Raw genomic sequence first — 12499 nt, 5'->3', positions numbered from 1 at the left:
GAAATTCATGCACGTGTAGCAGTCCTCAACAGATTTACGGAATTAGGTCGACCACTTACCCAAGTTACGCCTTAAATTTGGCTCAATTAGGGGCGCTTTGCATTTCAAATCTTTGTGCAACAAAGCCCTGCCGAATTTATGCTTTTTAAACAGGGCCAGTTCATGCTCGTATTTTTGAGTGAGAATAGAGAGATGTTGGTTGCATGCTTCCAGATGTTGAACTTTGCCATCTAATTGTTGATTGGTGACTTCCAGATGTTGAACTTTGGCATCTAATTGCTGATTTGATTGTGCCAAAGACTGATGCTGCATCGCCAATTGCCGGGTAAATTCCAGCAGTTGCTCATGGGTCAGTTGGTTTAAATCAGGCAGCGTTTTCATGACCGCAGTATGCCTGAGGTCATGAAGAGAATGAAATAGAACGTTTGGAGAATAGCAGAATGTACGAGCCTGGTTTAGAGCATCGTCACCACCTGCTGTCGTCCAATTCTCTGCCAGGGTAAACCCTGGATCAGTGCCTGCAACTGCTCTGGGCTGAGGGCTACGGTTTCACCCTGGTGAATCTGAGCCCAGTGAAATTTACCCTGTTCCAGCCGCCGGGCACACAGCCAGATGCCCAATCCATCATGCACCAGCACTTTCATGCGATGGCCACGCTTATTACAGAACAGGTAGGCGCAATGCAGTTTGATCGAGCCAAAGGCTCTCAGCACCTGAGCCATGGCAGTATCCATACCCGCACGCATGTCCATCGGCTGGGTAGAGAGCCAGATTTCATCGATATGGATCATGTTGCAAGTGCCTTGAGTAATTCTGCTAAAGCAGATATTTCTGATACTTGCCATTTCAAGCCAATTTCTGCTTTTGAGTGGGGTAAAGTAATTTGAACCGTTAACATGTCAGTAGGAGTAGGATCTAATGGTGCAGAGCAAGATAAGGCAATAAATGCAGGTTTATTCGGTAGTGGTGAGCGATCATTCCCTGGCTTACCATCAATTAAGCGAATCCATTTGGATACAAGATTTGTATTCAATCCATGTTGCAAAGCGACCGAAGCAATTGAAACGTTCGGTGCTTTAAGGCAAAGGATTTCTTTCTTTGCTTCGAGAGGTTCATGTTCATCAGGGTTGTTACGTCGTAAAGGCTGTACGGCCTTATTTGTCTCGGAGAGTGGTGGCAGTCCAAACAACAAACCCCATGACCATAACTTATGGGGCTTGTTGGCTATTTTGCTGCGTATTGTGTGGCTTTTTGTGATTAAGCCTTACATCGCTTCACGTTGTGCTTCATCTTCCAAATAGTTTTCTAAAGAATCATCTAGCGCATATAACCATGGCGTGTGATGTGGCTTAGCCATTTTTCCAGTCATTACTGAGCGATAGACTTTATCTCTAAAGCCCATAATGTTTTCTTTTTTATGCTTTTTCCATTGCATGAAAATATCATGCACTGCATCAATATTGAATGATGGATAGTCCGTCTGCGCAATCAGGCGTTTGATGTAGTCACCTTGGAAGCGGGCAGATTGTTCATCGTTCAATAGGCGCTGCTCTTTTTGATGTAAGGTCTGCGTATGGCTCTGCATTTCTGCCGTGCTTGGTAAAGCAATTTTGCCCAAAATCACATCACGGACAAACCATGCTTGCGCATCGAACATATTGAAGGTGTACCATTGATCTTGCATGCCCAAGTAGAACAAGCGAGGATTCTTTTCCCACACCACACCCTGATATAAACCCTGCGGATAAAGGCAGTTATGTGTTCTGAGGCGTAGGTTATCTTCAATAAATGGGAAGTGGTGCAAATAGCCTGTGCATAAAATAATGGCATCAATTTTGGCAGATGTTCCATCACTAAAATAAGCAGTATTTTCATCTACACGCAGTAATTGTGGCTTTTCAGACCAGTTTTTAGGCCATTTAAAGCCCATGGCTTTACTACGATAGCAACTGTAAATTTGCTTAGCACCGTATTTATAACATTGCGAACCAATGTCTTCGGCAGAGTAGCTGCTGCCAACCAATAACACAGACTTGCCTTTAAATTCCAGCGCATCACGGAAGTCGTGTGCGTGTAAAATGCGACCATGGAATTGATCAAAGCCTTCATAAACAGGAACGCGTGGGGTAGAGAAGTGTCCAGATGCAACGACAACATAATCAAATTGTTCTGAATAATGCTGTTGTTGTGCATAATCTTCGACATCTACCGTGAATTTTTGCGTTGTTTCATCATAGGCAATATGCTGAACGGCACTATTGAAACGAACTAAATCTTTGACCTGTGCTTTTTCTGCACGGCCTTTGATGTAATCCCACAGTACTGCACGTGGTGGATATGAAGCGATTGGTTTTTTGAAATGTTCATCAAAAGTATAATCGGCAAATTCTAGCGCTTCTTTGGGGCCATTTGACCATAAATAGCGGTACATACTGCCGTGGACAGGTTCCCCATGTTCATCTATACCAGTGCGCCAAGTATAGTTCCATAGCCCGCCCCAATCATTTTGTTTTTCGAAACATACAATTTCAGGAACTTGTAGACCTTTGGCCTTTGCTGACTGAAACGCTCTTAATTGGGCCATGCCACTTGGGCCAGCACCAATAATTGCAATTCGATCCATTGCTATCTCCATTAGTTTTGAGTTCTTAATTACCTCTCCAATTTTGAGTGTCACAATTTAGGATTTGAAATATAAGCATTATAAAGATAAGCAAATACAATCCTAAATTGAGCGATTAAAAATCTGTTCAAAATAGGATGTGAATTAAAAAAAAGAAAAAATAATAAAATGTGCTAAAGACAGTAAAAATTACCTAAGCAATTCATCTTTATAAAAAATACATTTTTTAAGAAAGCTGATCTTATCATAATTTCTGATTAATTGTGGCTTTGCTTAGTTATAAAAGTGAATTTAAAGTCATTCCATTAATATTTAAAATTTTATCATTTGGTATATGTTCTTGATTCTTATTAGGTTTTTCCTATAGATTCTAAAGAGAATTTTTTTAGATTTTTTCTTAAAATTTGTTTGAATTGAAGTGGTGGTGTTTCAAAAAGTATGCTGGGATTAAATGCAGCCATTATTGATGTGGAAGAAGGTTAAATCGAAAGCCTTAAAGTGGTTTTCTAACTTTTTCGAAAAATTACAGCTTCTCCTAAATCCACGCCTGAGCCGATGCCTGATTCTGCAATTATTACCTTCAATACCTACAGTAAAGAACTTACCAATCGATTGCTTATAATTTTAAAAGCAGTGACAAAACTGTCCCATAAATTACTCGAAATTCGCCTCCGACAAACCCGGTACGGTTCACCTAACTTTTTCAACTAACTACAAATGTGTCGCACTTGGGATTTGAATCTGCGTCGATAAAAATCATCTGCTGCCACAGAGAATCTATAAATAATAGTGCGCAAGTCCCAATAGATTAAAAAATGCTCAATTTTGGAATTTCCCCAAAGTTATCAGCTCTTCCAGGGCGAAAACTATCCCCAATTGCTGTGGATAAAATTTAGGCTATTTTGTACGCTTTATAGATCACCCGGATACCGCCACTTTTACCATTATTGCCTTGAGCACAAGGTGCTTTACGAATTCCACCACCATTTTTTGATTCAATCGCCCTGATCAGGCTATACCAAGAGATCTTGCTGGAGCTGACGATACCTTTCATCACTCACAAGCTCTTTGATTTGCTTGGTAAAAATACTGTTTTCAATAAATAAAATAGGTTTAAGTACGTCAATGGCGTATAAGAATTTTAGCAGTTTTAGAACAAAAAAAACGAGAGCTGTGAACTCTCGTTTCGCATAAGCAGAGGCTTACAAATATAAATATGAGCTATAAAAAAACCCGCATAATAGCGAGCAGGTTCTGATATTTGATCCAGACTATGGATTTTATAGAAATTATATTTCTAGATGATTTTGAATATTTTTCCACTTAAAGTACTTTGAAAAAGCATTTCAAAACTAGGTCGAATATCTTCACCATCGACGGTGATATGTTTTATATTCGAATGAGATTGGGTGGTGGCAAAATCATGATCCACAGTAGCTTGAATAGCGTATTTAACGCCAAACTGGTCTTTGATGCTGAGAGTCTGTTTAAACATATATATCCCCTTAAAAAAAATTGCAGTGGAAAGTCCACATAAACCATTGATGTTTATTATTTTTATTGATACACAACTTTATCATTTAATTTAAATAGCTGATTTAGAGAAGTGTAAAATGTACGACCATCCAAATTTAAATCAACCTCGATTCCAGATTCCAGTAGAACTCTTTTACCGACTTCAATTTGTTTTAAACCTTGACGTGTATTTTGCATTTTATGTAGAGGAATTAATGAAACAATAATTTCAGTACCATTTTTAGATTTTGCAATTAAATCATTTATTTTTAACAACTTATATCCTATTTTTTAGAAATTTTTTCAATTTTGAAAACATTTTAAAGTATAAAAAAAGCACTAATGAGTGCTTTTTATTACTGCTTATTATTACTTAGATAGCAACAATATTTACAGCATTCGGTCCTTTTTGACCTTGAGCTACACTGAATTCAACTTGCTGGCCTTCAAATAAGGTCTTGAAACCTGAATTCGCGATTTCGCTGAAATGAGCAAAAACGTCTGGACCTGATTCTTGTTGAATGAAACCAAAACCTTTAGTTTCGTTAAACCACTTAACAGTACCTTTAACAACATTTGAGTTTGACATAATATATCCTACTAATTTTTAATCATTTTATTGACTGATTAATAGCTTTGAAATAATAAAGAAGCGACTTAAAATCTGAAAAAACGAAGGATTATGACTAAAACTGCGATACTTAAAGAAGATTTACCGGAACAAGACTTTTTTCTAGTTAACTTAACTATACACTAAAAATAGTAAAAATCAAGTTTTCTTATATATATATTTATTAAACTAATAAAATAAGATTAAATTAATTAAAAAATTCAGTAAAATCATATTTTTATTGTAAATGTAACAATATAAGGTAATATGTAGAGTTGAGTTAGATTGATAAATAATGAATGCGATTATATAGTTCTGTAATAACAATATTGATGTTTTTAATTTCGGGAATGATGATTTTTTCCCATATGCAAGTCATAGATAAACCGCCAAATTTTATAGCTTTAAATACTGATAATTAGCAGTATGTGATAAAAAACCGCCTGTTAGGTTAATGCCAGTCAGTTAAGGAAATTTAGATTAAAAATAAATCTAAATTTCCTTATTTTTGAATTTTAATTGATCTAATTTTATGTGTTATTGAACATAATTTTAGTTCTGAAATTCTTAACTGATCAGCATTAGCCTGTTAGGTAGTTTTTTACTTTTGAAGAAATAATAAATATCGTTTATTTAACATAAACCCTCATATACAAAATTCGGGTGTCAGCCCCAAATAGAAATGTCCGGTTGCTCCAAAGTAAAAATTTCCGCTTTTAGAATACGCACTTTTGTGAGTGTCGAAGCGGACGGTTTGAATTACAGCAGATTGATGGATTCCTCGCTCCAAGCGCCTAAAATGAGCCAATGTCTGGCTGCCCTGCTTGATCGAGCAATTGAATCGTCAATTTATTCAGTCCTTAAGGATTGTAGAGGGTGGTTCAATGAGCTGGGTACCATTCTTGTGAGCAAATGCCTCATCCATTTTCTGCGCAACAGCACTGGGTTCACCATGTTTCGCAATATATTCAGCCCTTCTTTGCATAAACTCCGCTTCTCTTTGTTGAGCTCGCTGTATTGATTCATCAGGCTGTTGCCGTGGTTGTGTCGTCTTATAATTATAGAAGCCGACACCACAAACCAGGACAATCAAAAAAGCGATTTGTTTTTTAACAACTTTATTCACTTGCTCTCATCTCTATCAAATACCATCGCTTTTCCAGGCAGCAAAATTTCACCCTATTTAAAAAAATGGCTCAGTTATTTTATTCATCAATCTATTGATATTGTTAAATATTTATAAAGAGCCATTTCATCATCTTAAAATACGACTACCTTCAATCCACACCCAAAGCTTTAAATACCGCATCCACAGGATCCGCATAGAAGTTGGTCTGGAAGTTGATAAACAGTTCCACAGGAATCATTGGGATATCTGCCGCACTACTCATTGGCAAAGCAACCTTCTTGGCACCCGCATCAAAAGCCACCTGAAGACACTCAGCAATACTTTCCACCGGTGTCACAGAACCACCCAAGCTCATATCACCCAGTACCACCATCTGACTTTGTACCGATCGTCCTAACAGGCCAGAAGCAAAAGCCACTAAACTTGGCAGAGCAAGATGGCTGAGCGGGCCGGTATTCTGTAATTCCACCACATGTAAGTGGAAGTCATGTTCCAGCACCTTACTGCCACCCGAGATCCGGGATGCATTGGCCTTGAAGTAGTCAAATGCAATTTTGTCCTGCTCCTTGGCACTACTTGAATTCCATAAGCCTGATGTCGCCAGCTTTCCTGAACCTTTGGTGACTTGAAGTTCTAAGCGGTATAACCTCGGCATGCCTTTATTACTGAGCCCGATGGTATATAAGAAACCTGGCTTGGCTGGACCTTCGGGAATCAGTCCACCACCACCCTGCTCTTTTACCGATACAAAATGTTCTTCTAAGGTATCATTATCGATATAGCTGAAATGAACATCATAGAATTCCATGCCACCAATTTTCTTCAGCGGCTCTTTGATACGACGGCGCACCTGCAACGCATATTCCAGACACTGGCGTACATCTTCTTTATTAAACTGACCGTGTGGGTAGAGTAGCTTCATCAATCCGGAAACCGTCTTGCGAACGGCGATCACATCACGCTGATTCAGGTTGTTACCGAGTTTGAAGTACTTCTCAATGGAATCTGCAAAGCTACGCTTGCGCATTTCCCGGAAGAATTCAGCCAGATAATCAACGATCAATCCATAACGGTTGGTGAAAAACTCCGGGCGCATCTTCGGAATTTCCCAGCCGGGGATATAAGCATGAAAACGATCGAAGAATGCTGAATCGATCATGGCTTCAGGGAAAGGTGCCAACAGATGGCTGGTTTTGCCCAGAGATTCAACGCTTTGGTTGATATTCCCCACAAAAACCATCGAAGCTGAGGCTTCCATCTGTTCCCGGCTACGGGCAAAAGATCCTGAGGCCATGTAGTCTTTCATGATCTGTACGCCATCTTTGTCCTTTTGAATGCACGATTACGACCTAAGTGTTTGAAGGGTGGATTGAACACGATTTATTACCAAAATTAAAGAAAAAAAGTGTTTTAATTATGGATAATGCTTCTTTTCATAAAGGTCAAAAATTACAAGAACTCCTGAAAAAAGTAGGTCATTATTTAGTTTGGTTACCCCAATATAGTCCTGATTTAAATCCAATCGAAAAAATGTGGTCTAGAGTGAAATCTGTTCGAAATAAATTTAGAGTTGCAGATAGTGATAAATTATTTAAAGATCACTGTGGTGATTTATTTAGTATTTAGCTATATCAACTAAAATACACAGCGAACTGGTTTTGCAAATGGGGGGAATATGGGCTTTAGATTTCACAAGAGTATTAAACTGCTACCCGGATTAAAAATTAATCTGACGCATAAGGGCATCAGCAGTGCGAGCATTGGCAAACCCGGTGCTTCTCTAAATATTGGTAAAAAAGGCACTCGAACCAGCGTGGGCATTCCAGGAACAGGACTCTCTTATTCCAAACATCACCCCTATACAAATAGCCCGAATACCCCACAGAATACATCTCAGCAACCACCACGATTGCATCGCCTAAGTATGGAGACATCCAGATCAACTGTCTGGCTTTGGATCGCTTTTGGGGTGTTGTGTTTTATTGTCGGTGCAATGATTTTTTAGCGGACAGTATTTCGTAGCTTAAGTTAAAAATAAGAATGATTAGCTAATTCTTTCTAAACAATTTAGAATAAAAATCACACAGCTTTGGATGGTCATACAAGACGTACATCTACCAGATATCCAATATTTTTTATTAGCTTATCCGATTTGTTTAAGTCTGATAGGTGCTGTTTTTATTGCTACGCATCTAGGCTTTCAAGCGCCTAAATATTTATTCTGGATGGGCTTGGCTTGCATTTTTCCATCCATAGGATTAGCCGCACAGACACTGATGAGTAATGCTCAACTGAGGCTGACCGCGCCATGGCTGGCACTTTTTTATTTAGGTGGTGCTTGGGCCGTTGCCCATGGCATGCTGTTAAAAGCCAATTCAAAATCAAATATATTTGTAGCAAGCACTTTGATTGTAGTGGGTATGGGGTCACTGTTATATTTTACCCATGTCGATGAACAGTTGTGGCCCCGCATCGTCACCATTAATATTATGATTTTATGCTTGGAAGCTTTAGCACTTCCAAAAATCTATGTTTTATTTAAAAAAACCTACGCCTTAGAAATGCTTTTATGTGCGAGTTATTTTCTCTTATTTGCTTATGGGGTGCTTAGAACCTCAATTGTCATTATATATTTTCAAAATGTGCAAAACGTCGCCTTGGCAACAACAACATGGTGGATGACCATGATTGCTGTCAATCTGTTCCTCAGCCTGTGGTTTGCAATTATAGTTTCAGCGGTAGCGGTAAAAGAACGGTTTGATATCATTAACGAAGAAAGGTTGAGAGATTCTTTAACCAAGCTGTATAACCGCAATGGTTTTTTAGAAAAAACCAAAGATTTGTTTAATGAATTGCAGCACGGTGAAGTCTATCTGGTGATGTGTGACCTTGATAGTTTTAAGGAGATCAATGATACCTGGGGGCATGTGGTCGGGGACAACATCCTATTGGAAATTGCAAATCTATTAAAATCCAACATTCGGCAAGGTGATATTGCCGGCAGATTTGGCGGAGAAGAATTTATTGTATTATTGCAAAGTGCAGATCAAGAATCTTCTTTTGTTTTGCTGGAACGCTTACGTAAAAAGATTGAAGGGCACCTTTTTGTTCATCAGATTCGAGTGACTGCAAGTTTTGGGGCCGCCAAAATAGATGCAGAGTCCCAGTTAATGAGTGCTTTAGAAACCGCAGATCAACGTTTATACCAAGCTAAAAATAATGGCCGAAACAGAGTGTGTTTTAACTAACCTAAGTAGACTCCACTTTACTTATTTTCAGACAGCAACCAATCAAGAGCGTTCATTTTTACAATACCATTATAATTGGCTTCAGTCCCGATCGTGTCTAAGGTAAGTAAATACTTGGGATATGAATCAGAAATTTTCTGTAATGGACGTAACTCTCGGCTTAGTGTCTCCTCATTGAGGGTTTCTAATGCCACCTGATAATAAGTTAAATTCTGTAAAGTATCGACAGCAACAAAATCAATTTCATATTCATCAATCCGCCCTACATAGACCGTATAACCTCGTCTGACAAGCTCAAGATAAATCACATTTTCTAAGATATGACCTTGATCAGCATTAGCATCAGGCAACATAATGCGGCGCAATCCAACATCAACTAAATAGTATTTTTCAGAGGATTGTAATAACTCACGCCCACGTACTTTAAACTGTGCGGCGCTATAAAATAGCAAACTGTCCTGTAAGCCCCGAATATAGCGCTTCACTGTTTCAAATGAGATTTTAACCCCGCTTGAAACAAAGGTATTTTTAATTTTATTGATGGAAATGGGTGAGCCTGTCACGCTTGCCAAATATCTTGCGACACGCTCGAGAGAGTTAATATCGGCAGTATTTAAACGGGGAATAACATCTTTAAACATTACACTGGCATAGACTGCTTGCAAGTAATCATAGGTTTCCTGCTGGCTGGTCATGGCAAGCGTATAGGGGAAACTACTTCGCGTGTACATGGCATACAAATCACGATTGGATAATTGTTGGATGATCGGATTATTTTCAATATGCCACTGTTTAAACTCTTGGAATGACAAGGGTAAAACATGTTGCTCGATATAGCGTCCTGTGAGTAAAGTCGCAAGTTCTCCACTCAGAAAGAATGCATTTGAACCTGTAATATATAAATCGATATAATCCCGAACATATAAAGAGTCGACTACTTTTTCAAAATTGGTAACATGTTGTATTTCATCTAAAAAAACATAGTTTTTCTTGCTTTCATCAACTTTTGACAATACATAATCATGTAGTTTACGGTAATCGGTGAGTTCTTCAAATTCCATAAATTCAAAGTTGATGACAATGATGTTTTCGGCTTGTACCCCCTGTGCTTTTAGGTCTTGTTGAAACATCGCCAGCAAGGTGGATTTTCCAGAGCGACGTACACCCGAAAGCACTTTAATGACATCACGGTTTTGCCATGTATTCAGAAATTTTAAGTAGCTATCACGTCGAATATTAGTTTTTCTCACTGTTTCCACTTAAACTCTAAAGTTTTAATTAATTCTATCAAAATTTAGATACCAAGTGAAAATATATTTAATTACAAAGAAGGTTTCCAGTTCATGTGAAATATTTAAAATTCTAAACTGCTGTTATAGCAGTTTAGAGACGCTAATCACGACAAGCTCCAAGATACCAGGTCTACTCTTTAGACGAAATTTGATAGGTTTTCATCGATGAGATAATCCAAATTCTGTCTTTTTGATTATTTTCTATGTCATGTTATGTCATTGCTGCTGCGACTTAACTGCTATATAAATTAAGTGAAAAGTAAAAGGAATTAATATGTTAACTAGAGTGGAACTCATTTTTGTTGTGCTGATGGTCTCAGCCTTAATCCTAATTGCTTATGAAATGCTAAAAGGTTTATTTTAGAGCATCTATACAATTTTTGATCAAAAAAAAGCCCACAGAGGGAATCTATGGGCAAAACTAAGGACCTTGACGGTCATTCAGAAACTACTGCTAGTTTCTGGTTGTGATTCTGGACTGAATTAAAAATAACCACATTGGCTGAATGTATCAAAAGTTAAATCATGTGATTAATCATTGATACATCTGCAAAAATGAGCTCATCGCTCTGTTGATTAATACAGTAATTCACCAAACAAATCCGCTCTAATCTCTTCCAGACTCAGATCTGATTTCATTCTATTACAGATGGGATGAACCAGCAGACCATTCTCTAGAACACCTTGCCCACCTACGGCTTTGGCAATCCGATGATCCGATTCAGTAGAATCGAGATAGATTAATCCATCACAAATGGGGCAAAAGTTATGATTACTGTTATTCACCAATTAAAATGTCTATGCGATAAACCATTTAAAATGTCCTGTTTTTAACTACAAGAGTCAAGCACAGGATTTAACTTTCTTTGTTCAATATCGGCTTTCTGAGCTTTACGGCTTGGCATACTTTTCTTGGCCCGGGAGCGTTTATTCTGTTTCTCCAACTCTTCATGCTGTTGCTGGATATGCGCCAGAACTGAACCTAATCTTTTATTATCAACGACTTCATTCTGCTGTAGCCCAGCCAATTTATTGAAGATGCTGTATAGGCATTTACTCATCGATACTGGTTCTGTTAAGATTGGGTTTATAAGAATTAAAATGTTCAAAAAATCTAATAAAATTAATGGATATATTTATGAATAAACGGACTGCTTTAGAAATTACCCAAAAGTTACGATCTATTTATGCTCATCAAGTCAGAGTGGCAGAGCTATTCTTAAAAATAGGCGAAGTCTCTAATCTTACCCCTCTAATCCTCACAGGAAATAAAACCGTTTTTTCTTTTAAAGAAACGGGGGAAATCTCTCACTAAAATTAAAAAGGAAATTTCTTCTGTGAAAAGTACTTCGCAAGCAGACGAAGTATTGGCAGATATTATTTCTGAGCTGGTATAGTCCCGACAGTAAATAATGAAAAAAGCTGAATTTCCTAATAGGAAATTCAGCTTTTTTTTTACTTTCTAGTGAGACTAATTCTCACTATTACTTCTGTTTTTTAAGCTGCTTTTTGAGCTTATTTAACTTGTTTTTGTGTTTTGAAATCTTTTCAAGACGTGCTTTGATCTTCTGTTTCAAGATTTTAACTTGCTTCGACATGATGTCACTCCTTGGTATGAATATCCGCTGACTGATTTTTTTTCATAAAACTACTGATAAATTTTCTTAATTCTCTAGCGGCACTGGTGTCCATAGCTTCACACAATTGAATGAACTCATCACGTTGAGTGCTGTTAATGCGAATTAAGAGTTGCCCATCTTTTTTGTTGGCCTTTATTTTTTTGGGTTGATCAGTCATAAGATATTTATTCCCAAAGGCACTAAAACAATAAAATGTATATACACTATATATACATTATGAAAACTAAGCAACTATTTAATTTATTGTTTTTTATTAATAATATTGTTATTCCTGATCGGATGGAAAACCGGACATTTCTATTTAGGGTTTATAACTTAGGACTTACGCATTGACGGATTCAAAAAAGTATTAAAATACTTTATAAAGTATCTGTGATCAGACGAATTAAACATGCTTCTACAGCAACTTGTACATTACCCATTTATATGGGCTTTCTCATGA

At 37.6% G+C, this 12499-nt stretch carries 13 protein-coding genes and 6 pseudogenes; 4 read left to right on the top strand and 15 right to left on the bottom strand.

The features are described from left to right. Positions 1–102: 102 nt before the first annotated feature. The 11 genes and pseudogenes from FTU82_RS14155 to FTU82_RS14105 all read right to left on the bottom strand — a co-directional run. Positions 103–381 (bottom strand): annotated as a pseudogene (locus tag FTU82_RS14155) (IS66 family transposase); the annotation flags it as partial. Between the two features lie 74 nt (positions 382–455). Next, positions 456–791 (bottom strand): IS66 family insertion sequence element accessory protein TnpB, encoded by a 336-nt coding sequence (tnpB, locus tag FTU82_RS14150; protein ID WP_157799610.1) that lies wholly within the window; start codon positions 789–791, stop codon positions 456–458. After that, on the bottom strand, positions 788–1192 hold the full coding sequence (locus FTU82_RS16260) for an IS66 family insertion sequence element accessory protein TnpB (protein ID WP_227523651.1): 405 nt from the start codon (positions 1190–1192) through the stop codon (positions 788–790). Before FTU82_RS16260 ends, tnpB begins: the two co-directional genes overlap by 4 nt. Before the next feature lie 72 nt (positions 1193–1264). Next, positions 1265–2623 carry an NAD(P)-binding domain-containing protein gene (locus FTU82_RS14140; protein ID WP_074382685.1) on the bottom strand — a complete coding sequence of 453 codons (1359 nt, stop codon included), beginning with the start codon at positions 2621–2623 and terminating at the stop codon, positions 1265–1267. Between the two features lie 447 nt (positions 2624–3070). Further along, positions 3071–3330, bottom strand: a pseudogene (locus FTU82_RS14135) (IS1 family transposase); the annotation flags it as partial. 206 nt (positions 3331–3536) lie between these two features. Beyond that, positions 3537–3732, bottom strand: a pseudogene (locus FTU82_RS14130) (hypothetical protein); the annotation flags it as partial. Between the two features lie 188 nt (positions 3733–3920). Then, the gene (locus tag FTU82_RS14125; RefSeq protein WP_074382686.1) at positions 3921–4118 is read right to left on the bottom strand and encodes a hypothetical protein; all 198 of its coding nucleotides are present in this window, start codon (positions 4116–4118) and stop codon (positions 3921–3923) included. 62 nt (positions 4119–4180) lie between these two features. After that, positions 4181–4414: a hypothetical protein gene (locus FTU82_RS14120; RefSeq protein ID WP_005093624.1), complete on the bottom strand. Its 234-nt coding sequence runs from the start codon at positions 4412–4414 to the stop codon at positions 4181–4183. A gap of 97 nt (positions 4415–4511) precedes the next feature. Next, positions 4512–4727: a cold-shock protein gene (locus FTU82_RS14115; RefSeq protein WP_005093626.1), complete on the bottom strand. Its 216-nt coding sequence runs from the start codon at positions 4725–4727 to the stop codon at positions 4512–4514. Between the two features lie 874 nt (positions 4728–5601). Then, entirely contained in the window at positions 5602–5874 is a 273-nt protein-coding gene (locus FTU82_RS14110) for a hypothetical protein (protein ID WP_005093629.1), read from the bottom strand. A 151-nt stretch (positions 5875–6025) separates the two neighbouring features. Then, positions 6026–7207, bottom strand: a pseudogene (locus FTU82_RS14105) (BREX system Lon protease-like protein BrxL); the annotation flags it as partial. Between the two features lie 23 nt (positions 7208–7230). Here FTU82_RS14105 and FTU82_RS14100 point away from each other — a divergent pair. From FTU82_RS14100 to FTU82_RS14090, 3 genes are all read left to right on the top strand, one after another. Continuing rightward, positions 7231–7503: a transposase gene (locus FTU82_RS14100; RefSeq protein ID WP_159138990.1), complete on the top strand. Its 273-nt coding sequence runs from the start codon at positions 7231–7233 to the stop codon at positions 7501–7503. 49 nt (positions 7504–7552) lie between these two features. After that, positions 7553–7882 carry a DUF4236 domain-containing protein gene (locus FTU82_RS14095; protein WP_159138991.1) on the top strand — a complete coding sequence of 110 codons (330 nt, stop codon included), beginning with the start codon at positions 7553–7555 and terminating at the stop codon, positions 7880–7882. A gap of 88 nt (positions 7883–7970) precedes the next feature. Further along, a complete protein-coding gene (locus FTU82_RS14090; protein ID WP_218945125.1) occupies positions 7971–9125 on the top strand; it encodes a diguanylate cyclase in 1155 nt (384 codons plus the stop codon). 17 nt (positions 9126–9142) lie between these two features. Here the strand turns inward: FTU82_RS14090 and FTU82_RS14085 are convergent, their stop codons facing one another. From FTU82_RS14085 to FTU82_RS14075, 3 genes and pseudogenes are all read right to left on the bottom strand, one after another. Then, entirely contained in the window at positions 9143–10375 is a 1233-nt protein-coding gene (locus FTU82_RS14085; RefSeq protein ID WP_159139014.1) for an ATP-binding protein, read from the bottom strand. Between the two features lie 618 nt (positions 10376–10993). Further along, positions 10994–11191: pseudogene (locus tag FTU82_RS14080) on the bottom strand (HNH endonuclease signature motif containing protein); the annotation flags it as partial. Positions 11192–11247: 56 nt separating this feature from the next. Next, positions 11248–11472, bottom strand: a pseudogene (locus FTU82_RS14075) (ISNCY family transposase); the annotation flags it as partial. An 83-nt stretch (positions 11473–11555) separates the two neighbouring features. On the opposite strand from FTU82_RS14075, the gene FTU82_RS14070 reads away from it, so the two are divergent. Further along, positions 11556–11732, top strand: coding sequence for a hypothetical protein (locus FTU82_RS14070; protein WP_159139020.1), 177 nt, complete (start codon positions 11556–11558; stop codon positions 11730–11732). Positions 11733–12019: 287 nt separating this feature from the next. Here the strand turns inward: FTU82_RS14070 and FTU82_RS14065 are convergent, their stop codons facing one another. Further along, positions 12020–12214 carry a hypothetical protein gene (locus FTU82_RS14065; RefSeq protein ID WP_159139019.1) on the bottom strand — a complete coding sequence of 65 codons (195 nt, stop codon included), beginning with the start codon at positions 12212–12214 and terminating at the stop codon, positions 12020–12022. Positions 12215–12499: the final 285 nt, after the last annotated feature.

The organism is Acinetobacter sp. YH12151 (assembly GCF_013418355.1).
Taxonomy (GTDB): Bacteria; Pseudomonadota; Gammaproteobacteria; order Pseudomonadales; family Moraxellaceae; genus Acinetobacter; species Acinetobacter pseudolwoffii.
Note: the sequence above shows the minus strand (reverse complement) of the source record. Positions and strands in the feature narration are given on the sequence as shown.

Bases quoted from the DNA above. Each gene is read 5' to 3' on its own strand.
- FTU82_RS14090 (WP_218945125.1), top strand. From the start codon at position 7,971: ATGGTCATACAAGACGTACATCTACCAGATATCCAATATTTTTTATTA.
- FTU82_RS14065 (WP_159139019.1), bottom strand. From the start codon at position 12,214: ATGACTGATCAACCCAAAAAAATAAAGGCCAACAAAAAAGATGGGCAA.
- FTU82_RS14125 (WP_074382686.1), bottom strand. From the start codon at position 4,118: ATGTTTAAACAGACTCTCAGCATCAAAGACCAGTTTGGCGTTAAATAC.
- FTU82_RS14070 (WP_159139020.1), top strand. From the start codon at position 11,556: ATGAATAAACGGACTGCTTTAGAAATTACCCAAAAGTTACGATCTATT.
- FTU82_RS14140 (WP_074382685.1), bottom strand. From the start codon at position 2,623: ATGGATCGAATTGCAATTATTGGTGCTGGCCCAAGTGGCATGGCCCAA.
- FTU82_RS14095 (WP_159138991.1), top strand. From the start codon at position 7,553: ATGGGCTTTAGATTTCACAAGAGTATTAAACTGCTACCCGGATTAAAA.
- tnpB (WP_157799610.1), bottom strand. From the start codon at position 791: ATGATCCATATCGATGAAATCTGGCTCTCTACCCAGCCGATGGACATG.
- FTU82_RS14115 (WP_005093626.1), bottom strand. From the start codon at position 4,727: ATGTCAAACTCAAATGTTGTTAAAGGTACTGTTAAGTGGTTTAACGAA.